Raw genomic sequence first — 20,122 nt, 5'->3', positions numbered from 1 at the left:
GCCCCGGTGGGGGGGCGGCGGGGCACACCCCCCCGCGGGGGGGGGTCGGGGGGGGGCCCCCGCCCCCCCCCCCCCCCCCGGGGGGGGGGGGGCCGGGCCGGCGGCCCCGCCCCCCCGCCCACCCCACCTGGGCCCGCACCTTCGTGTGCGGGCCCGCCTTCATACCCGGCCCGCTCGGGCCGCAGGAGCCACCATGCACACTCGTACTCTCCGGTCCCTCCGGCGCGGTACCGCCGCCGGCGCCCTCGTCGCGCTCCTCGCGCTCTCCGGCTGCAGCTCGGACGGCGGTTCCGACGCGGCGGCGAACCCGACGCGGAGCATCTCCGACGACCAGGCGGCCGGCGTCCCGGACGACCAGGCCAGCCCGGCTCCCCAGGAGTCGTCGAGCCCGTCCAAGGGGCCGGTCCTGCCGGACGCGAAGCTCACCCCGGTGACCGGTTCCTTCACCGCCAAGGAGAAGAAGTACCTGCACGGCCGTGTGCCGAAGAACATGGACCCGGCCGCCGTGCTCCAGGTGGGCCAGGAGACCTGCCAGCGCATCGAGCGCACCGCCGCCCACGACAAGGACGCCGCCATCGGCGCGCTCATCGCCGGCGATCTGCCGTCCGCCGACGACGCGATCGGCCAGCTGTGCCCGAAGCAGAAGCCGCTGCTGGACCAGGCCGCGACCGGCTTTGCCGACGGCACCCGCAAGAGGCCGGCGCCGGGCACCTACCGCGCGCTGACCAGCGCCAAGGGCTGCACCTGGAAGGCACTGGGCGCGGACGACAAGGTGCTGGCCTCGGGCCCGGGCCCGGACGCGCCGAAGAAGATCACCGCGAAGATCCCGACCGGGACCCGCACGTTCGTCTCCTCGGGCTGCTACGCCTGGCTCCCCGCGTAACGCGGGATACCGTTCGGACCGGCGCGCCTGCGCACCGGTCCGAACGAGGGGGCGCCGTCGCTTCTAGGCCCGCTCGTACACGTCGAGGAGGGTGCCGAGGACCGCGTCCATGGCGAACGTCTCGGCGGTGAGCTTGCGGGCCGCCGCCGACGCGGTGCGCCGGGCGTCCGGGTCCAGCAGGTCGAGCACCGCCGGGGCGATGCCGTCGGGTCCCGTCACCACGCGGCCTGCCCCGGCCCTGTCCACGTCGCGGGCCAGGCCGTTGGAGTCGGTCACCACGACCGGTGTGCCCACGGCCATCGACTCCAGGACCGACATCGGGAACGGCTCGTCCACCGACGGCAGGACGTACACGTGCGCCCTGCGCAGCTCCTCGGTCATCCGGGCCCCGTCCAGCGGTCCGGGACAGCTCACCCGCGCCGCGAGTCCGAGCTCGTCGATCCGCCGTCGCACGGAGGCGAGTTCGCCTTCGTCGGGTCCCGCCACGACGAAGGTCGCCTCGGGGTGCCGGGCCAGGATCGCGGGCGCCGCCTCCACCAGGTCGACGGGGCGCTTACGGGCCTGGAGCCGGGCCGCGTACAGGATGCGCGGCGGTCCTTCGGGGGCCGGGCCCTCGGGCTGCGCGGGCACGCCGTTCACCAGGCGGACGGCGCGGACGAGACCCGTACCGCCCACCACGGCCTCCAGATCGCGCAGTTCACGCGTGGTGAGGTGCAGGACGGCGGTCGCTCCGCGCAGCACCCTGCGCACCGCGACCGCGTCGAGAACGCGGGCCGAGCGCCGCTCGCTCGGGTCGACCATGCCGTGCGTCTGGAGGACCAGCGGCTTCCCCGCGCGCAGCGCGGCGAGCGCCACCGGCAGGGTCACCAGGTCGCGCGCCAGATGTACGTGGACGACGTCGGCCTGCCGTACGAGTCGGTGGGCGCCGGCGAGGAGGGACGGCGAGGTCAGGCCGCTGAACCCGAGCGGCAGGATCCTGCGCGCCTGGTGGAGGCGGGCGGGCACGCCTTCCACCTCCTCGGGCAGGGGCTGTTCGAAGCCGTCGGCGAGGGCGGTCAGCCGGGCGTCGTGCCCGCGTTCCCGCAGTCCCTTGCAGAGGTTGAGGGCGACCCGGACCGGACCGCCGAAGGCGTGGGTGGGGCTGTGCAGGGTGACCGCGTGCAGCACTCTCACGCCGGCTCCTCGACGGGTCGGCGCCGGTTGTCGGCGGTGTGCAGGGTCAGTTCCGGCAGATCCGTGTGGAGGACCGCGCCGGCACCGACGACGGCGCAGCGGCCGACCTTCACCCCGGCGAGGACGGTGGCACGGGCCGCGACCCAGGCGCCGTCGTCGACGGTGATCGGCGCGTTGCGGTACCGGAAGTCGGCGGCGCGGTGGTCGTGGCTGCCCGTGCACAGCAGGGCCTCCTGCGAGACGCACACATGGGCGCCGAGAGTGACCGGCTCCAGGTTGAGGATCCACGCCCCCTCGCCGATCCAGGTGTGGTCGCCGACCGTCAGCTTCCAGGGCCACAGCACGCGCACCCGGTGCCGGATGAGCACCCCGGTGCCGATCTCGGCGCCGAAGGCACGCAGCAGGGCCGTCCTGACCCGGGCCGGGGTGAACCACGCCATGAAGACCGTGTTCATCACCGCGAACCAGAGCGCCTGGACGACGATCCCGCGCCCCTTGTCGTATCCGGCCAGTGTGAAGGCCGGGAGATCACGCATCGATCCATCCCCCCAACAGCGTCCCCCCGGACGCAACTTCGCCACACTCTAGTAGCTGACCGTTCACCGCAGGCCAGGGCTCGTTAGACTGCGCCGGGGATCTCTTTCGGGGCGGGGGCGCCATGACGCAGCAGATGGACCGGGGCACGACCAGCATGCCCGGGTCACCGGAGCGGGGCTGGCAGGCGGCGGTGCCGCCGTTCCGGCCGCGCACGCTCCTCTCCCGCGCGCTGTCGGTCCCCCTCGTCCTCGGCTTCTCGGTGTTCCTGCCGCTGCTCGTCCTGGTCCAGCCCGGCACCGGTCTGCAGGACTCGGCGCTGTGGCTCCAACTGGCGCTCACCATGTACGCCGGCATCCGGCTGTCGACGATGATCCTCTCCAACCGGCGCAAACTGCTCGCCGGTTCGTTCTGGCTGTTCGTCTACATGGCGATGGGCGTCGCACCCCTCGCGCAGGCGGTGCTCGGCCGCACGCCGACCCCGGTCGTGGGCGCGCGCACCGATCTGACGGAGGCGGTCGCGCTCGTCCTGATCGGCTGTGTCGCCTTCGACATCGGTACCGTGCTGGCGCGCCAGCGGCCCGAGCGGAAGCGCGAGGACAAGTTGCGGCCCGCGCTCGTCCACCGGCGCCGGCTGTACCTGCTGACCGTGATCGCCTTCTTCGGCTCGGCGCTTCTCGTCGTCAAGCTGGGCGGCCCCGCGGTGTTCTTCACCAGCCGCCAGGAGATCATCAGCAGCGTCCAGGAGGCCGGGCTCTCCCAGGCTGACTCGCAGGCCGGGCAGGCCATCGTGCGGGGCTTCGGCACCGTGCCCGCCCTCATCGCCTGGCTGGCCTACACGCGCTGGCTGGTGACCTCGCGGCGGGCCCGCCGCTCCGTGGTGATCATCGCGGTCTGGGGGGCGCTGGCCGCCCTGAACGCCGTGGTCAACAACCCGATCTCCAATCCGCGTTTCTGGTTCCTCACCGTTCTCTTCTCACTGCTGTTCACGGTCTTCCCGGTGAGCGCGGCCTTCTACCGGATCGCGCTCAGCCTGGGTGTCATCGTGGCGCTGGTGGTCTTCCCGTTCGCGGACCGCTTCCGCTACGACGACGCCAACTACCGCCCGGTGCAGACGACTTCGCCCCTGGAGCCGCTGGCCCTCAAGGACTACGACCAGGTCGGCATGTTCGCCAACACCATCACGTACGTCCGGTCGGGCAGCGGCCACACCTTCGGCCGTCAGATGGCCGGCTCGGTGCTGTTCGCGGTCCCCCGCTCGATATGGCCCGACAAGCCGATGGACACCGGTGTCATGGTCGGCCAGTGGATGGGGGCGACCAACACGAATCTCTCGTCGCCGGTGTGGGCCGAGCTGTGGATCGACTTCGGCCCGGTCGGGATGGTCGCGGGGTTCGTGGCGATGGGTTACGCGGCGGCGCGGGTCGACCGGCGCTATGCCCGCCGCGCGGTGCGCAGTGCCCGGCCGGGCAGCCTGATCGCCCTGGCCGTCCCGCTGGTCGCCGGCTACTCCTTCATCCTGCTGCGGGGCCCGCTGCTCCAGGCGTCGGGCCGGGTGGCCATCGCGGCCTTCTGCATCGTCCTGATCAGCACGTTCCGCCAGGACCGGGCGACGGGGCTGCGCTGACCGGAGCGTCCTGACCGGGCGGGCCGGGCCGGTCCCCCTCCGTACGGGCGGCCCACTGTCGACCGGTCGTCTCCGGGAAACCGTGGGCGGTTGCCCGCAGGAACGCCCGGTCGACGGCGTCGGGAACGACGGCGGGCCCGCTCCCCCGCGAGATCCCGCTCAGCTCGCGGGGACCGCCGGAACCACCGGCGTCGGGACGGTCTCCTCCACCCGCAGGCGCGCGACGCGGGTCCAGGCCGCCACCGCCTTGAGCGCGGAGCCCGCGGCCAGGCCCCAGGCCGCTCCGAGCGCCGAGCCGGTCAGCAGGTATCCGGCGAGCATGAAGACGACCGAGAGCAGCGAGAACACCACCTGGACCGACAGGGTGGCGCGCGGGCTGAGCACGCGCAGGGTCACCAGGGCGCAGGTGCCGAGGCCCATCACCGCGTACTGGGCGCCCGAGGCGGGCAGCAGCGCGGCGGCCGACTGCCAGGTGGCGCCGAGCAGTTGACGTCCCACGTGGTCGGGAAGGGCGTACAGCACGAGCCCCCACGCGAGGCCGACGACACTGAGGACGAGACCGAGGAGCGCGGCGGCGCGGGTGGTGGCCCGACGGCCGCCCAGCCGGTTCAGCAGCGGCGGTCCGAAGGCGTTGACCGAGTTGAACAGGACGTTGAGCGGCCCGAAGAGCGTGGTGGCACCGCGCAGGGCGCCGACCGCCAGCGGGGCGGCGAACAGACCGAGGCCCAGTACCGCGAGCTGGCTGGAGGCGTTGCCCACGGCGAACTCCACGACGAAGCGCTGTCCGAGGTGGCCCCGGCGCACGTAGGGCCGCAGGTCGGCCCGCGCTCCGCGCACATGGGGCCACAGCAGGCGCAGGCCGAGCAGCAGCGCCGGCACGGCCGAGACACCCCACACCGCCACGAGCAGGCCGGGCGCGGCGTGCCGGGGCTGGACCAGCAGCGCGGGGACCACGCACACCAGACGCAGCGTGTCCGCGGCCAGTGCCAGGGCGGGGCGCCGCAGGGTGGAGAACGCGTACCGCAGTCCGTCCTGCACCAGGACCAGCGGCAGGACGAGCCCGAGGGCGAGGAAGGCTCCGCCCGGCCCGGACCAGCCGCCGGTGAGCGCGCCGGTGACCGCGCCGACGGCGGCGAGCAGGACACCGCCGACGGTGGAGGCGAGGGAGGTGAACGCGATCGCGGACCGGCACGCGGCACCGGTGGTGGCGGTGTCGCCCCGGGTGAGGACGACGGCCTGCCCGACGTAGGCCATGTTGAGTCCGAGCAGCACCGTGAAGGTGAGGTACACCATCGAGAAAGTGGCGAAGCCGTGCGCGGTGGAGACGCGGGCGGCGATCACCAGCACGGCGATGTTGGTGAGACTGGACGCCGCCTGGTCGAGCACCGAGGCGAGGGCCGCCGCCGACCGCCGCGGGGTACGCGGCGGGCCGGACGGCTTCTCGGACGACTGCTGTTCCTCCGGGGTGGTCACCGGTCCCCCGAGCGGACGGTGCGCAGCGCGATGGTCTCGCTGCCGTCGCCGTCGAAGTGCCGCTCGGGTTCGGGGGTGTTGGTGGGCTCGGGGGTCCTGGCCTGCTGGCTCTTGGGCGCCCGGCGTCCGCTGCTGCGGCGTGCGGCGGGCGTCCGGACCCGCTTGGAGTCGGTGTGCGTCACCGCGCCGAGGACGGTGCCGCCCGCTCCGACGATCAGTTCGCGGATGCGCATCAGGTCGGCACGGTGCACGGTCCGCGGGTCGCAGACGATGAGCACGCCGTCGACACGGTCGACGAGCGCGAGAGCGTCGGCGTACGCGAGGACGGGCGGAGCCACGACCACGACGGTGGCGTCCGGGTCGTCGGCCTCGGCGATCAGCCGGGTGGTCCGGGCGGAGGTCAACGCGCGCGGCACGTTGCGCACACGTTCGCCGGGGACGAGCCCGAAGGCACCCGACTCGCCCGCGTCGACGAGGAGTTGGCCTCGGCTCGGCCACTCGCCCTCGACGTGCTCGCCGGTACGGCTCCAGCGGGGCAGGGAGGCGGCGGACACGTCGAGCCGCTCGGAGAGCGACGGGGTGCGCAGGTCGGCCTCCACCAGCAGGACGTTCTTGCCGGTCTCGGCGAACGAGGCGGCGAGGTTGACCGCGACGGCGACACTCGACTCCATGGAGCCGCGCGGGGCGACGACGAGCAGCCGTCGCCGGTCGGCGAACCGCTCGTCGTAGGCGAGACGGAAGGCGATCGAGCGGTACTCCTCGGCCGCCCGGGAGTCGGTGTGGCCGACCACCAGGGTGCCCGCCGAACCGCGGGGCAGCGCGCCGAGGACGGGGCCGCGGACGGCGCGGGCGACGTCACCGGCCGAACGCGGCGCGGGGTCGAAGACGAGCCGCACCCACGCGCCGAGCAGGCCGAGGCCGACGCCGACGAGGCCGCCGAGCCCGAGCGAGAGCGGCAGGCCGGGCCCGTCGGACGAGGAGGGGACCGTGGCGTTGCGGATCACGTTGCCGGGCGTCATGTCGAGCGCCTTCAGGCTGGTGATCTTGGAGCGGAGGTCGGTGATGCGGTTCAGCAGGTTGGCCTGCACCGCGTAGGCGGAGTCCGCGGCGGACCCGTCGGGGAGCTGCTTGATCTGCCGGGAGAGCTCGTCGTTCTGCTTGGCGACCGGATTGAGCTGGTCCTGCAGACTCTTGAGCATCGAGTCGCGGACGGACTCCCACTGGTCCTTGCGCATGTCGATGTACGACGCGGTGAGGGCGTTGGCGCGACGCGCCGCCTCCTGCGGGTCGGACGCGTTGTACGTGAAGTGCAGCACGAGGGTCTGCGGCGGGTTGGTGACCTGGAGCCCGTGCTGGAGCTGGTCCACGTCGCCCGCGCTCATCTTGAGCTGCTTCGCGGCGCCCTGCGCGACGGAGCGGCTGAGGGCCGTCTGCCGCTCGGACCCCATGTTCAGCGCCTTGTCGCTGGAGAGCGTCGGCGCGAAGGGGTCGCTGGTGGGGGCGCGCAGCACGATGTCGGTGGTGGCGGCATAGCTGTCGGCGCCGGTCACGCCGAGCCAGGCTCCGGACAGCAGTCCGATGCCGACACCGCCGCCTATCAGCCACCGGTAACGCAGCAGTTGGCGGAACTGCTCGCGCAACTGCTCCGGTTCGTCCTCTCCCCGGACGGGAACGTGTGTCTCGTTCACCTTCCAAGTCCCCCCATTGCCTCGTCGATCAGCGCGTCGATGCGCGCGAGACCCGCCTCCCGTGACAGATGGGCCGCTACATGGCGCGGACCCGCCGCACCCAACTCGTCCGCCATCTTCGGATCTTCGGCGAGTCTACGCACCGCCGACAAGAACTGATCAGGATTCTCCGGTTCCACAAGCATTCCGGCACCGGATCGCAGCACTTCGCGGGCCGTGCCGCCCTCGGCGGCGACCGAGGCGACCACCGGGCGGCCGGCGGCGAAGTAGGAGGTGAGCTTGGACGGGACGCTCATGTCGAGGACGGAGGCCCGCTGGGTGACGGCGAGGACGTCGGCGGCGGCCAGGACGTCGGGGAAGTCGGCGTCGTCCACCGAGGGCAGGAACTCCAGGTTGGGCAGTCCCGCGGCGAGTGCGGCGAGGTGCTCGCGCTGGTTGCCGTCGCCCATCAGGACGATCCGGGTGTCCGGGTCGTGGCGGGCGGCGTCCACCAGCACCTTGAGCCCCTGCTTGAGCCCCATGTTGCCGGAGTGCAGGACCACGGTCTGCTCCGGCCGCCAGCCGAGCCGTTCGCGGGTACGGTCGCGCGGCGCCGCGGGGGCCTGTATGTGCGACCAGTTGGGCACCAGGCGTATGCGGCCCGGATCCACGCCCATGGCGCGCACCCGCTCGACGAACGTCTCGTGGATGACGCCGACCAGGGTGGCGCGCCGCAGCACCCACGACTCCGCGCGCTCGGCCAGCTCGGCGGCGCGGCCACCGCCCTGGATGCCGGACTGGGCGGCGGCGGCTCCCATCAGGTCCTGCACGACCGGGACGAACGGTGCCCGGTGGCGGGCGGCGACCCGGGCTCCGAGCACGCCTCCGGCGAGGCTGGGCAGTTGGGCGAGCACGGCGTCGAGACGGCCGGTGCGGGGCGGCGCGACCAGGCCGTGGGCGAGTATCGAGCTCTCGAACAGCGCCCTGCGCAGGGCGCTCTGGCGCGGCGGGACGCTGTGCCGCCTGCGGTGCACGGTGACACCGGCCCGCTGCTCCGTGGCCCGCCACACCGTGCGGTAGGCGGGGTCGAGTCGCCAGGCCGGGTAGTGCGGCAGCCCGGCCAGGACATGGGTCTCGTGGCCGCGGCTCGCCCAGTGCTCGGCGATGCCGGTGGCGTACGGCCCGATACCGGTGTGCTCGGGCGCGTAGTTGGTGGACACGAGGAGCAACCGGCGCCCGGAAGGCCCGGCTTCGTCCTCCTTGTCGGCGCGTCCGCCGATGTCCGGCTCGTTGGTGCGCTGCACCGGAACGGACCCCGCCGGACCGGCGACCCCCGCACCGCTCCGGTCACGACGCTCGTCGTGGGTATGTGTCACGCGACGAAACCTTCCCCCCGGCCGCCACTGCGGCCTCCCCTGTGTGTCTGCGTCCCACGGGACCCCCCGGTCCCCGCGCCGGTCGTAAGTGACCCAGGACGCACCCTAATTGTTCACCCTCCCTGCACCATCCATGAACGCTATCGTCAAAGTCCGCGCATCCCCCGGAAAGGGGTGCGCACTGGGGGCCAAAAACGAACAAGGGGGGCACTTGTGCCATCGAGCAAGCCGTACCGTGTGGGCTACGCACCGGGCGCCTACGATCTTTTCCACATAGGACACTTGAACATCCTGCGTCACGCACGTGCCCAGTGCGACTACCTGGTGGCCGGCGTCGTCTCGGACGAGATGGCCGAGCACGCCAAGGGCAGGCTTCCGATGATCCCGCTGGTGGAGCGACTGGAGATCGTCCGGAGCATCAAGCACGTCGACGCGGCGTTCGTGGAGACCGTGCCGGACAAACTGGAGACGTGGAAGCAGGTCCGCTTCGACGTCATCTTCAAGGGCGACGACTGGCGGGACACCCCGAAGGGCGAGCGCCTGGAGAAGGACTTCGCCACCGTGGGGGTGGACGTCGTCTACTTCCCGTACACCGTGCACACGTCGAGCACCCAGCTGCGGCGCGCCATCGACGCCCTGGACGGGACGCGGTTCAACGACGAACTGCGGACAGCTCCCGGAACCACTTGGTGAGGAAGGCCGCCAGGAAGAGCACGGCGGCGACGGCGAGGAGGGTGTAGGCCCACCGGAAGGCGCTGCCGCCGCCGAGCAGCAGGAACACCAGGCAGAACACCCCGTGGTCGACCGGGAGCAGGGCCACCGCGCGCGCCGTGGAGGGCTCGGCCCGGTCGCCCGGGGCGGCCTTGGGCTTGAGCTTCTCGGTGAGCAGCCCGCCGAAGAACGTGACGACGGCGGCGAGTTGGAAGCCGAGCGGCACCAGCAGCCAGGCGTCGGCCCCGGTCCCGAAGTGACCGGGGTTCCGATAGAAGGCGATCAGCACGGCGGTGTGCAGTGCGGTGATCTTGGCGCAGTCGACCACATGGTCGAGCCATTCACCGGCCGCGCTGCCGCCGCCGCGCAGCCGGGCGAGCTGCCCGTCGGCCGAGTCGAAGGCGAAACCGACGGCCAGCCCCAGCCACACCAGAAGCCCCGCGGCCCAGGTGGGCGCCGCGAGCGCGGCCGTCGCGACCGCGGCGAAACTGAACGCCGCGCTGATCAGCGTGACGTGGTTGGGCGTCAGCCCGACCCGGTAGGCCCCGGCCGCGAGATACCGGCCCACCGGCCGGTTCACGAACCGCGAATACAGCGACACGCCCTTGGCGCTCTTCTGCGCGGACTTCAGCCGTATCAGCGCGGACGTGGTCGTACTCGTCGTACTGCTCATGGATCCCCCCGGACCTCATCACTCACGGCCTCCCCGGCCGCTCCCCTGATCCACATCATCACAGCAGTCGACGGGCGATGGCGAACGATCGAAAAACTGACCGGAAACGAAACGCGTCGGAAAACTGACGGAAGGTGACGGAAGCCCCACCCCTTACCCGCCCTTCCATGGAGCTTCCCGGCCAAAAGTGGCGGGGCACCGTCGGCGGGCGTGGAATGGAAGGGGTGGGGCCGCAAACGTGGAGGCGTCGTGGGTGTTGCACCGCTGACCGAGATCCTCTCCGGGCCGTTCGCCGAGCGCTACGCCGTACCGGCCATCAACGTGTTCAACGACCTGACGATGGAAGCCGTGCTGGCCGCGGCGGTGGAGAAGCGGTCGCCCCTGATCGTGCAGACCTCCGTCAAGACGGTGAAGTCGATCGGCAGCGACGTTCTGTATGCGATGTGGACCTCCATGACGGCCGGGATCGAGGTGCCGGTCGCCCTGCACCTCGATCACTGTCCGGAGCGGGCGGTCATCACGGAGTGTCTGCGGCGGGGCTGGAACTCGGTGCTCTTCGACGCCTCGAAACTGCCCGTCGAGGAGAACATGCGGCAGACGGTCGAGGTGGTCGCGGAGGCTCGTTCGTACGGGGCGGCCGTCGAGGGTGAGATCGAGTCGATCACCGGCGTGGAGGACGGCGTCGGCAGCGACACCGCCGCGGAGCAGCAGACGCTGGAGGTCGCGCTCGAGTTCCTGCGGACCACCGGGGTCGACGTCTTCGCACCGGCGATCGGGAACGCCCACGGCTCGTACAAGCAGGCTCCGGTGCTCGACGCCCAACGGGTCTCCGACATCGTCGCGGCGCATCCGGTGCCGATCGCCCTGCACGGCGGGAGCGGACTGTCCGACGAGCAGTTCCACGACCTGATCTCCCGGGGCTGCGCGAAGGTCAACATCTCCACCGCCCTCAAGGAGAAGTTCATGAAGTCGAGCCTCGCCTTCCTGGAGACGGCGGCCGAGCGGCAGAAGTGGGACCCGCCCTCGCTCTTCAAGTCCGTGCGCCAGGACGTCATCGACATGACCGGTTCGCTGATGACCCTGTTCGGCAGCGCCGGCCGGGCGGGATGACACCGTGGCCGCGCTGGTCTACGACTGCGACGGCGTCCTCGCCGACACCGAGCGCTACGGACATCTGCCCGCGTTCAACACCACGTTCGAGGAGTTCGGGCTGCCGGTGCGGTGGAGCGACACGGACTACGCGGAGAAGGTGAAGGTCGGCGGGGGCAAGGAGCGGATGAAGACGCTGCTGACCCCCGAATTCGTCGCCGCGGCGGGCCTGCCCGAGGACAAGGACGCGCTGGACGGGGAGGTCGCCCGCTGGCACCGCCGCAAGACCGAGATCTACACCGGGATCATCCGCAGCGGCGCCATTCCGCCCCGCCCCGGGGTGCGGCGGATCGCCGAGGCGGCACACGCGGCGGGCTGGACCCTCGCGGTCGCCTCCACCTCCGCCGAGGCGTCCGTCCGCAGCGTCCTGGAACTCGCCATGGGCACCGAACTGGCCTCACGGTTCAGCGTGTTCGCCGGTGACGTGGTCCAGCGCAAGAAGCCGGCCCCGGACATCTACGCGTTCGCCGTGCGCCGACTGGGTCTCGACCCGGCGGCCGTGGTCGCGATCGAGGACAGCCGCAACGGCATGCTCGCCGCACTCGGCGCGGGGCTCGCCTGCGCCGTCACGACCAGCGCCTACACCGGCGAGGAGGACTTCGCGGGCGCCTCCCTGGTGGTCACCTCGCTCGGCGACCCGCCGCCTGAGGAAACCGTGACCCGGGTGCTGAACGATCCCCTCGGGGTGCACCCGGGCCCCTGGGTGGAACTCGCGGACCTGGCGGTGCTGCTCACGGCCGGAGACGCCGCTGTCGCCGGGCACACCGGTCCCCCGCCGCCCGATCCCCCGGGTGCGCCGCCCGCCCCGAGTTGACCGGAGCACCCGCGCACCGGGGCGGAGATGGTGATCCGAGCGCCCGAGTGGGCCAGGCCCTCCCCGTTCCCGTCGGAACCGACCCCACGCGCCAGTCAGGAGAGTCCAGTCAGGAGAGTCATGACAACGCCAACGACATCCGCCGACGACCTCGCGTTCGTCGTCCGGACCATCGCCCGGACCGCGGTCGACAACGAGAAGACCTTCGGTGACCTCGACGCCGTCGCGGGAGACGGGGACTTCGGCTTCTCGCTCGCCCGCGGCTTCGAGATCGTGCTCGCCGACTGGGACACCCTCGACCCGCAGACGCCGCCCGAACTCCTGAAGAAGGTCGCCATGGTGATCTCCAAGCGGGTCGGCGGCACGTCGGGACCCCTGTGGGGCACCGCCTTCCTGCGGGCCGCCATGGCCGTGAAGGACCGCGACGAGCTGGACGCGGCGGACGCGGTCGCCATGCTGCGGGCCGCCGCCGAGGGCATCAAGGCACGGGGCAGGTCCGACCTCGGGGACAAGACCCTGCTGGACGCGCTCATCCCGATGACCGACGCGCTGGAGCAGCGGACGGCCGACGGCGAACCGCCCGCCACGGCGGCGGAACTCGCCGCGCTGGCCGCCACGACGGCCCGCACCGCGGCCGACGCGACGACGCCGATGCAGGCACGGCGCGGCCGGCAGAGCTACACCGGCGAGCGCAGCATCGGCTCGCCGGACCCCGGCGCGGTGGCCGTCGCGGTGATGGCGGAGCGCGTCGCGGCCGAGTGGGAGGCACGCGGCTGACCCTGGGCGGCGCCGTCGCCCGAACCGCCCCAGGCACCCCGGGCGACGAGATCACGAGGAGCACGGCATGAAGAAGTTCGTCAACGACCCGAAGGACTACGTCGCGGAGATGCTGGAGGGACTGGCGCTGGCCAACCCCGACACCCTCCGGTACGTCCCCGAGTTCAACCTGATCATGCGCGCCGACGCCCCGCAGGAGAACAAGGTCTCCATCGTGCAGGGCTCCGGCTCCGGTCACGAGCCGGCACACGTGATGACGGTCGGCAGGGGCATGCTCGACGCGGCCTGTCCCGGCGACGTGTTCGCCGCGCCGCCCGCCGACTTCGTCTACGAGACGGTCAAGCGGGTCGCCTCCCCCAAGGGCGTCCTGCTGCTGGTCAACAACTACACCGGGGACCGGATGGCCTTCGAGATGGCCGAGGAGCTGTCGCAGGCCGACGGCGTGACCGTCCGGACCCTGTTCATCGACGACGACGTGGCCGTGCAGGACTCGACGTACACCGTCGGCCGTCGCGGAGTGGCCGGCAACTTCTTCGTGATGAAGGCGGTCGGCGCGGCCGCCGAGCGGGGCGCGGATCTCGACGAGATCTACCGGATCGGCGAGAAGGTCAACTCCCTCACCCGCACGATGGGCATGGCCCTCACCGCGTGCACCCCTCCGGCCAAGGGCTCACCGCTCTTCGAACTCCCCGACGACGCAGTCGAGATGGGCGTGGGCATCCACGGCGAGCCGGGCCGCGAGCGGGAGACGCTCCAGCCCGCGAACGCGATGGTGCGCGAGCTGGTCGACGCGGTCGTGGAGGACCTCCCCTTCGTCTCCGGCGACTCGGTCGCCCTGATGGCCAACGGCCTCGGTGGCACTCCGATCGGCGAGCTCTACCTGGTCTACGGCCTGGCCCACAAGCAACTCGCCGACCGCGGCATCGGCGTATGGCGGAGCTACGTGGGCGAGTACTGCACCTCCCTCGACATGGCCGGTGCCTCGATCACCTTGGTCCGCCTGGACGACGAGATCAGGGAGCTGCTGAGCGAGCCGGCGGAGATCCCGATCCGGGTGTTCTGAGGGGACGCTCCACGACGTCGACGTCGGACCGGGTCCGAGCCTCACCGGCGGACGCGGACAGCCATCGGGACCGGGGCGGCCGGCCCCGGGGCCCGCCTCGTAGCATGGGCGCATGGTGGCCTTTGTACCGTCGTTCGTCTGCTTCTTCTTGTTCTGCGTAGGGGTGGTACGGGACCGCCGTCGGATCGGCAACGCGGTCCTCCTGGGGCTCTCCGTCGTCTTCGCCGCAATCGCGCTCTTTCTGCACCTGGCCTCCGAGAAGGCCCAGTTGGGCCACGACCTCGCTGTCGCGCTGTTGACCCTCGCGGCTCTGGGCGTCGTCACGCTGGCCTGGTTCCTCATCGCCAACGGGATCACCATGGTGCGCAAGGAGGGCAGAAGCCCGGCGAACCTGCTGTCCCTGGGAGCAGGCGTCGCCCTGGTCGCTCTGCTCGCCCTGCTGATCACAGCGCTGGTACTGCACACGCACACACTGCTGGTGGTGGCGGCAACAGCCGTCGCGCTCTCCGGATACGTCGCCTTCCTGTTCCTGTGTTTCCTCTTCTACGGCGCGCTGTACGGGCGCCTGCGCATCCGGCGCCGGGCGGACTACGTGGTGGTCCTCGGCTCGGGCCTGATCGGCGGCACCACCGTGCCTCCGCTGCTGGCCGGCCGTCTCGACCGCGCCCGCAAGGAGCACGCGAGGCTCTCACGGAAGGGGCGGCGACCCGTACTGCTCACCTCCGGCGGACAGGGGCCCGACGAGAAGCTTCCGGAGTCCCACGCGATGGCCGACTACCTGGTCACCCAGGGCTTTCCCGCCGACCTGATCGAGCGCGAGGACCGCTCGACGACCACGGACGAGAACCTCACGTTCAGCAAGGCCCTGATGGAGAAGGCGAATCCGGACTACCGCTGCGTGATCGTCACGAACAACTACCACGTCTTCCGCGCCGCGGTGACCGCCCGCCGCACCGGGGTCCGAGGCCACGTGGTGGGCGCCCCCACGGCGTCGTACTTCTGGCCGAGCGCCATGATCCGCGAGTTCGTGGCACTCCTCGTCGCCTACCGCCGCACCAACGCGGCGATCTTCCTGCTCGTCCTGCTGAGCGGCCTGTTCATCTGGTGGCTGGGGTGGCCGTCGACGGGCGTCGTCGCCCTGTCCGGTCAGTGACCCAACTGCCCGGCCCTGACAGCCGAAACGAAGGCGGCCCACTCGGCGGCGGGGAACACGAGCACCGAACCGTGCGGGACCTTGCTGTCCCGTACCGGGACAGCGGCGGCGAAGTCGTCAGAGACCTCCAGGCACGCGCCGCCGTCCTGGTTGCTGTAGCTGCTCCTACGCCAGGACGCGGTAGTCAGGTCGATGGATCGCACGTGACTTCCTCCAACATCTGCAGGATGAACTTCCGCGACTCCACCGGGGAGAGCGCCAGGTCGCGCACCGCATCGTACGTCTTCTGCAGGCGCACGACCGGGCCTGCCTCCTCGATGAGTTCGCCCCGGTATCCGTTCTCGGTGTACGCGACGGTTCTGCCCTCCGGAAGGAGGAGGTACCACATGTCAGCGCTCACAAGACCGTGCAAGCCTGCGCTCTGCAGAAGCACATGGACCGTCACCTGCGTCCGCTCCGCAGCTTCGCCGAGGTGCTCCAACTGCCTCCGCCACTCAGCCGCGTCCCTCAAGGGCGTCCGCAGCACCGCCTCCGACAGGATCGTCCGGAACGGGGGTGCATCCTCCCCCTCCAACAACTCCCGTCGCCCCATCCTCGCCTCGACCTGCTGGTCGAGTTCCTTCCCCTTGAGCCCGCCCGCCGCGAGCACCTCCCGCGCGTACCCCGGTGTCTGCAACAGCCCCGGCAGGACGCTCACCGCGAAGTGCCAGAGGCTCACCGCCTCCGCCTCCAGCGCCATGTACCGCCGGTACCGCTCGCGGAACTGCGTGTGGTCCCCGGCAGCCAGCTCCCACAACGCCAGCAACAGACCCGGTGTGCCGTAGTGCTGGTCGAGGGCCTGGACGACCTCGGGGCTGCCGAGGGTCTCGCCCTTCTCCATCTTGCCGAACAACGACCAGTCCCAGCCGAGCCGTTCACCGAGCGCCCGCAGGCTCGCGCCGCTCGCGACCCGTAGCGTCCGCAACTCCTCGGCAAACCGCTGTCGCGGCTCCTGACTGCGGCCGGTGACGACACGCCGCTGCGGCATACAGCCGTCTCCCCTCCGAGCCCCTTGGCCCGCGGTCGGTACGAAAGCATCGGACTACACAGCGTAATTGACCGAGCGTGACGGTTCATGGGATCGGGAAGAACCGCCTCGGCGAGGCCCCGACACCGCCAGGATCGACCGCTGCACCGAGCGAACCGACGAACTGTGCCACCAAGTAGGCACCATCCGCCCGGCCTTGCCCGAGCCTCGACTGGTGCAGTCCGAGGCCCTACGGATAGCGTTGGATTTACTTGCGCAACCCCCCATCTGTACAGGAGTTCCAGAGTGAACCGCCCCGCCCGGCTCGTCCTAGTCGCGCTCACCGCATCCACGGCCCTGCTCCTGACCGCCTGCGGCTCGGGAGGAAGCGACGACGCGTCCTCGGGCAGGATCAAGGGGGCGGGCGGCGGCGGGAAGGCCTCGGCGCGTACGTCCCCCTCGGCGTCACCGGACGGAGCCGAGCGGCCGAAGATCACGCTCCCCAAGGAGTTCCGGGCGAACTTCGAGGGCTGGACGAACAGCGATCCGAAGCTTCAGGCGATCCTGAACGACGGCCGGGAGGAGTTGCGGTCGAAGTACGCGGCGATCATCGAGTCGAACCCGGACTCGCAGGCCGTGGCGTTCTACAACTCGGGAGCCTCCCTGACGTCCGCTCGTCAGTGGATCAAAAGCTTCACCGACACCGACGACGGTCTGATCGGCAAGGTCACGGCCCACGACCCCCAGGTGCACATCAACGACAGTGGCTCGGGTGTGCTCTTCTACTGCGTCGACGAACGCAACGCGTCCACGAGGAACCGCAAGACCGGCGAGGTCGTGACCACACCCGACAAGCCCGAGAACGTGCTGCAGTACCGCGCGAGGCTGGACAAGAACTCGGCGGGCGTCTGGAAGAACGTGTCCCTGACGACAGTCGCCGGGGGCTGCAACTGATGCGGTCCACCGCGAGGGCGTGCAGTCTCGTAGTCGCGTCCGTTTCCGCTCTGCTCCTCGCTTCCCCAACGGCATGGGCGATCGGACACAAGAAGGGGCAGGCGCCCCCACCTCCGGGACCGTCCGGCGACTCGTCCGGCGCCACCCTCACCGCCAAGGCCACCACCACCCGCATCAAGGTCACGCAGTCGACCGGTGGCACCTCAGGCACGTCACCCAAGGCGCTCGCCCCCGTGGACCCCGACTGGAAGCCTCCTGCGTGCTGGTACGAACCGGTCGCCACACCGCAGGCGCTGAAGGGGGCGGTGGACCGCCTCAAGAAGAACCCCGACGGGGAGCTGGTGCCCGTCACTCCCTCACTCAGCTGGGGCGAGGACCTGATGGTGGACCACTACGAGAACGGCGAGGCGGAGGCCGGCGGCGGGGACGGCTACGAGGACTACAACGTCGGCAAGGACGGCATGTTCTGGCGCGGGGTGATCAATCAGGACCGGGCGAACGACCCCGAGTCGTACGACTGCGAGGACACCCTGTTCTGGCAGAACGCCGGAACGCTCCCCGACAACGGGCACGCCCCCACCCCGGACGTCCTCGCCGCCTACGCCTACAACAGGATCAAGGTCCCCGAGACCGAGATCGAGCTGAAGCCGGCCACCAAGACCACGGTGAACCTGCCGACTTGGGTGTGGCTGGACAAGGGCACCTTCAAGGAGGTCAAGGTCCGCGCGGAGCTGGCGGCAGCGGGGGTGTGGGCCGAGACGACGGCGAAGCCGGTCGCCCTTCACCTCGACCCTGGCACGGGCGACGCCGAGACCTCCCCCGCCTCCGGTGACTGCACGATCAACGACGACGGCTCGATCGGAACGCCGTACGCCCAGGGCGACGCCGACATGTCCCCCCCGTGCGGCACCACCTACCGCCGCGCCACGGACGGGGAGCCGTACCGGCTGAGCGCGTCCATCACCTGGCAGATCTCCTGGCGGGGCAGCGGCGACGCGAAGGGGAACCTGCCGGACGGCACGTCCGAGACCACCCGGGACATGAACGTCCAGGAGATCCGGTCCGTCAACCGCTAGCCAGTCGCCCGGGGCTTCGCAGGGACCGCCTCCCGAGCCTGCCGAGGGTGTGGAAGGTGTGGAACGACCACCGTGCCACGGGGAAGCACGAGCGCGACCACAGCGGGATCGCCCGCGCCGGGGCGCACCCTCGTAACACCCGTCCTGCGCAGGGCGATTGCCCCCGGTGATCCGGGACGGAGCGCACAGGACCGAACCGACAAGGACGCCGATGCCCCCCACACACCGACACGCGGACGACCACGGACCAACGCCCCGGCCGGCCGCCGTTCAGCACCCCCGGCCGGGCGCCGCCCCGAAGATCCAGGAGGCCCTCGAAGCCCGCGACGCCCTCGCCTGCGCCCTCAGCCGCGCAGGGGTCCAGCTCCCCGCGATGGACATCCGCACTCCCTGGGCGGACGACCGCGAGGCGGACCGTCGCGAGGACGGGGCACGCTACGCACTCATCCATCTCGGCGTGTGCTCCGCACCCGTGGCTCTCCTGCTCGCGGACGTGATCCTGCGCGGACTCGGCGCATGACGGACGACGCTGAGGACAGGGGCCCGGAGATCGGAGAGGTCGTGTTCGACAGCGCCCGAGCCCGGGTCGGCCGGGTGATGGGCCACGAAGGCCCCTTCCTCCAGATCCGGCCGCTCGCCGGTGGCGTCGCATGGGACGCGGAGCCGCGCCACGTCCGGCTCCTGGACCAGGACGAGCTGCTGAGCGCCCTGGTCGCCGAGGCCAACGCCCGCAGCCGCCGGAGCACCTGTCGACGTCGCCATCATTTCTCAGCGTCGGTGAGCGTCGGCGCGACCGTTCCAGTCGAGACACAGGACCGAGGCGTCGGCGGCGAGTTCCTTGCTGCCGAAGTGCTCGAACAGACCGTTGACCATGGCCCGCGCGGCCTCGTGCGGGGGCTCTTCCCGTGTGGCACCCAGGGTTTGACGCAGGGCTCGTTCCGCGAACGTTCCACCGTCGCCGGCGAGTGCGCTGTGCACGCCGGTGCTGAGAACGATCAGCCGGTCACCCGGTTCGACCTGGAACACCTGCTCCTCGTAGAGGGTCTCCTCGAACATGCCGAGGGGAAGCTGAGCTTCGAGTTCGATCTGCTCGACCGTGCCGTCGCGCTGGCGGTAGAGCTGCGGCGAGCCCGCGTCGACGGCTCGTACGGTGCCCGAGTCCAGGTCGAACTTCAGCAGCAGGGTCGACGCGTACTTTCTGCCGCCGTACTGGGCGAAGAGCGCCTGGTCGGCCAGGCACGCCTGGTCGGCCAGGCCGATCCCGGAGCGGCGCGCGTTACGCAGGGCACCGACGGCGAGGCTGGTGAGCAGCGAGGCGTCGATGCCCTGGCCCATGCCGTCGGTGACGGTGAGGGTGAGGTGGTCGGCGTCGGTCGACCAGTCGAAGTTGTCGCCGCCGATGGTGTAGGCGGGCTCCAGATGGGCTCCGATGACGTACTCCTGGCGTGCGCATCCGCGGCCGGGCAGGAGCTGCCACTGCATCTCGGCGGCAAGGGTGAGGCGCCGGGTGCGGCGGGCCTGCAGATACAGATCGGTGTCGCGGCCCGCGGTGATCACCTCGTGGGCCAGCGCGGTGGCGAAGTCGGCGAGTTGGAGCACGGTGGTCGTGTCGGTCGCGCCGCTGGGCAGCCGGACGGAGAGCACACCGTGCCGGTCGCCGCGGACGCTGATGGGCAGATGGACGGTCTGGGTGGGGCTCGAGGCGCTCGTGATCTCCACGACCGGGGTCTGGCTGATGAAGGCCCGGCCGGCCGGCCCCTTGTACGCGGGCACCGGCTCGCCGGTGTGCGGCAGGTGGGTGACCGGCTGCAGAACGTTGAGTCCGTAGTCGGCGAGAAGCACGGTCACGTCCTCGGCCCCGACGCGTTCCGCGAGAAGGCGCCGGGCGGTGGCGACCAGCTCGTGCGGTGGAGTGGCGCGCAGCAGGCTTTCCGCGGACGGTGCGGGTCCAACCGGCTCGGATGTGCTCACGCTATCCACTCTCCTCTTCCGCCTTCCCGATTTCCTTGAGGC

Annotated in this window: 20 protein-coding genes; 11 read left to right on the top strand and 9 right to left on the bottom strand. The window is 71.3% G+C overall.

Going from position 1 to position 20,122, the window contains the following annotated elements; translation table 11 throughout:
- The first annotated feature begins 193 nt into the window (after positions 1 to 193).
- The gene (locus tag ACIRQH_RS37015) at positions 194 to 883 is read left to right on the top strand and encodes a hypothetical protein (protein ID WP_358819448.1); all 690 of its coding nucleotides are present in this window, start codon (positions 194 to 196) and stop codon (positions 881 to 883) included.
- Positions 884 to 946: 63 nt separating this feature from the next.
- On the opposite strand, the gene ACIRQH_RS37010 is transcribed toward ACIRQH_RS37015, so the two are convergent.
- Positions 947 to 2,056 (bottom strand): glycosyltransferase, encoded by a 1,110-nt coding sequence (locus ACIRQH_RS37010; RefSeq protein WP_404229445.1) that lies wholly within the window; start codon positions 2,054 to 2,056, stop codon positions 947 to 949.
- Entirely contained in the window at positions 2,053 to 2,592 is a 540-nt protein-coding gene (locus tag ACIRQH_RS37005) for a WcaF family extracellular polysaccharide biosynthesis acetyltransferase (protein ID WP_358819450.1), read from the bottom strand. The genes ACIRQH_RS37010 and ACIRQH_RS37005 overlap by 4 nt, the downstream gene beginning before the upstream one ends.
- A 155-nt stretch (positions 2,593 to 2,747) precedes the next feature.
- On the opposite strand from ACIRQH_RS37005, the gene ACIRQH_RS37000 reads away from it, so the two are divergent.
- Positions 2,748 to 4,217, top strand: a complete 1,470-nt coding sequence (locus ACIRQH_RS37000; protein ID WP_358819520.1) for an O-antigen polymerase — start codon at positions 2,748 to 2,750, stop codon at positions 4,215 to 4,217.
- A gap of 159 nt (positions 4,218 to 4,376) precedes the next feature.
- On the opposite strand, the gene ACIRQH_RS36995 is transcribed toward ACIRQH_RS37000, so the two are convergent.
- The 3 genes from ACIRQH_RS36995 to ACIRQH_RS36985 are packed head-to-tail and all read right to left on the bottom strand — an operon-like array spanning position 4,377 to position 8,637.
- Positions 4,377 to 5,690 carry a hypothetical protein gene (locus tag ACIRQH_RS36995; protein ID WP_358819451.1) on the bottom strand — a complete coding sequence of 438 codons (1,314 nt, stop codon included), beginning with the start codon at positions 5,688 to 5,690 and terminating at the stop codon, positions 4,377 to 4,379.
- On the bottom strand, positions 5,687 to 7,378 hold the full coding sequence (locus ACIRQH_RS36990) for a lipopolysaccharide biosynthesis protein (protein WP_358819452.1): 1,692 nt from the start codon (positions 7,376 to 7,378) through the stop codon (positions 5,687 to 5,689). The genes ACIRQH_RS36995 and ACIRQH_RS36990 overlap by 4 nt, the downstream gene beginning before the upstream one ends.
- Positions 7,375 to 8,637: a glycosyltransferase gene (locus ACIRQH_RS36985; RefSeq protein ID WP_404229459.1), complete on the bottom strand. Its 1,263-nt coding sequence runs from the start codon at positions 8,635 to 8,637 to the stop codon at positions 7,375 to 7,377. Before ACIRQH_RS36985 ends, ACIRQH_RS36990 begins: the two co-directional genes overlap by 4 nt.
- A gap of 309 nt (positions 8,638 to 8,946) precedes the next feature.
- Between ACIRQH_RS36985 and ACIRQH_RS36980 the strand changes: the two genes are divergently transcribed.
- The gene (locus tag ACIRQH_RS36980) at positions 8,947 to 9,426 is read left to right on the top strand and encodes an adenylyltransferase/cytidyltransferase family protein (protein ID WP_241539808.1); all 480 of its coding nucleotides are present in this window, start codon (positions 8,947 to 8,949) and stop codon (positions 9,424 to 9,426) included.
- On the opposite strand, the gene ACIRQH_RS36975 is transcribed toward ACIRQH_RS36980, so the two are convergent.
- Positions 9,386 to 10,117, bottom strand: coding sequence for a CDP-alcohol phosphatidyltransferase family protein (locus tag ACIRQH_RS36975; RefSeq protein ID WP_388867505.1), 732 nt, complete (start codon positions 10,115 to 10,117; stop codon positions 9,386 to 9,388). The two genes, ACIRQH_RS36980 and ACIRQH_RS36975, sit on opposite strands and share 41 nt — an antisense overlap.
- 249 nt (positions 10,118 to 10,366) lie before the next feature.
- Here ACIRQH_RS36975 and ACIRQH_RS36970 point away from each other — a divergent pair, with 249 nt between their 5' ends.
- The 5 genes from ACIRQH_RS36970 (at position 10,367) to ACIRQH_RS36950 (ending at position 15,073) form a co-directional block, all read left to right on the top strand.
- On the top strand, positions 10,367 to 11,227 hold the full coding sequence (locus tag ACIRQH_RS36970) for a class II fructose-bisphosphate aldolase (RefSeq protein ID WP_358819455.1): 861 nt from the start codon (positions 10,367 to 10,369) through the stop codon (positions 11,225 to 11,227).
- Between the two features lie 4 nt (positions 11,228 to 11,231).
- Complete coding sequence (locus tag ACIRQH_RS36965) at positions 11,232 to 12,080, top strand: HAD-IA family hydrolase (RefSeq protein ID WP_388867511.1); 849 nt, start codon at positions 11,232 to 11,234, stop codon at positions 12,078 to 12,080.
- A gap of 120 nt (positions 12,081 to 12,200) precedes the next feature.
- On the top strand, positions 12,201 to 12,857 hold the full coding sequence (dhaL, locus tag ACIRQH_RS36960) for a dihydroxyacetone kinase subunit DhaL (RefSeq protein WP_388867514.1): 657 nt from the start codon (positions 12,201 to 12,203) through the stop codon (positions 12,855 to 12,857).
- 67 nt (positions 12,858 to 12,924) lie between these two features.
- Entirely contained in the window at positions 12,925 to 13,920 is a 996-nt protein-coding gene (gene dhaK / locus ACIRQH_RS36955) for a dihydroxyacetone kinase subunit DhaK (RefSeq protein WP_358819458.1), read from the top strand.
- 112 nt (positions 13,921 to 14,032) lie between these two features.
- Positions 14,033 to 15,073, top strand: a complete 1,041-nt coding sequence (locus ACIRQH_RS36950) for a YdcF family protein (RefSeq protein ID WP_388867517.1) — start codon at positions 14,033 to 14,035, stop codon at positions 15,071 to 15,073.
- Here ACIRQH_RS36950 and ACIRQH_RS36945 read toward each other — a convergent pair.
- Complete coding sequence (locus ACIRQH_RS36945) at positions 15,067 to 15,276, bottom strand: DUF397 domain-containing protein (protein WP_404229437.1); 210 nt, start codon at positions 15,274 to 15,276, stop codon at positions 15,067 to 15,069. The genes ACIRQH_RS36950 and ACIRQH_RS36945 overlap by 7 nt on opposite strands.
- On the bottom strand, positions 15,258 to 16,100 hold the full coding sequence (locus ACIRQH_RS36940) for a helix-turn-helix domain-containing protein (protein WP_404229434.1): 843 nt from the start codon (positions 16,098 to 16,100) through the stop codon (positions 15,258 to 15,260). The genes ACIRQH_RS36945 and ACIRQH_RS36940 overlap by 19 nt, the downstream gene beginning before the upstream one ends.
- A 285-nt stretch (positions 16,101 to 16,385) precedes the next feature.
- Between ACIRQH_RS36940 and ACIRQH_RS36935 the strand changes: the two genes are divergently transcribed.
- The 3 genes from ACIRQH_RS36935 to ACIRQH_RS36925 all read left to right on the top strand — a co-directional run bounded on the left by ACIRQH_RS36935 (position 16,386) and on the right by ACIRQH_RS36925 (position 18,629).
- Positions 16,386 to 17,033 carry a hypothetical protein gene (locus ACIRQH_RS36935; RefSeq protein WP_388867525.1) on the top strand — a complete coding sequence of 216 codons (648 nt, stop codon included), beginning with the start codon at positions 16,386 to 16,388 and terminating at the stop codon, positions 17,031 to 17,033.
- Positions 17,033 to 18,109, top strand: coding sequence for a hypothetical protein (locus tag ACIRQH_RS36930; RefSeq protein ID WP_404229431.1), 1,077 nt, complete (start codon positions 17,033 to 17,035; stop codon positions 18,107 to 18,109). Before ACIRQH_RS36935 ends, ACIRQH_RS36930 begins: the two co-directional genes overlap by 1 nt.
- Before the next feature lie 211 nt (positions 18,110 to 18,320).
- Entirely contained in the window at positions 18,321 to 18,629 is a 309-nt protein-coding gene (locus tag ACIRQH_RS36925) for a hypothetical protein (protein ID WP_388867531.1), read from the top strand.
- 248 nt (positions 18,630 to 18,877) lie between these two features.
- Here the strand turns inward: ACIRQH_RS36925 and ACIRQH_RS36920 are convergent, their stop codons facing one another.
- A complete protein-coding gene (locus tag ACIRQH_RS36920) occupies positions 18,878 to 20,089 on the bottom strand; it encodes a PP2C family protein-serine/threonine phosphatase (protein WP_404229428.1) in 1,212 nt (403 codons plus the stop codon).
- Positions 20,090 to 20,122: the final 33 nt, after the last annotated feature.

Origin of the sequence: Streptomyces sp. NPDC102279, from assembly GCF_044766365.1 — a bacterium.
Classification (GTDB): Bacteria; Actinomycetota; Actinomycetes; order Streptomycetales; family Streptomycetaceae; genus Streptomyces.
Note: the sequence above shows the minus strand (reverse complement) of the source record. Positions and strands in the feature narration are given on the sequence as shown.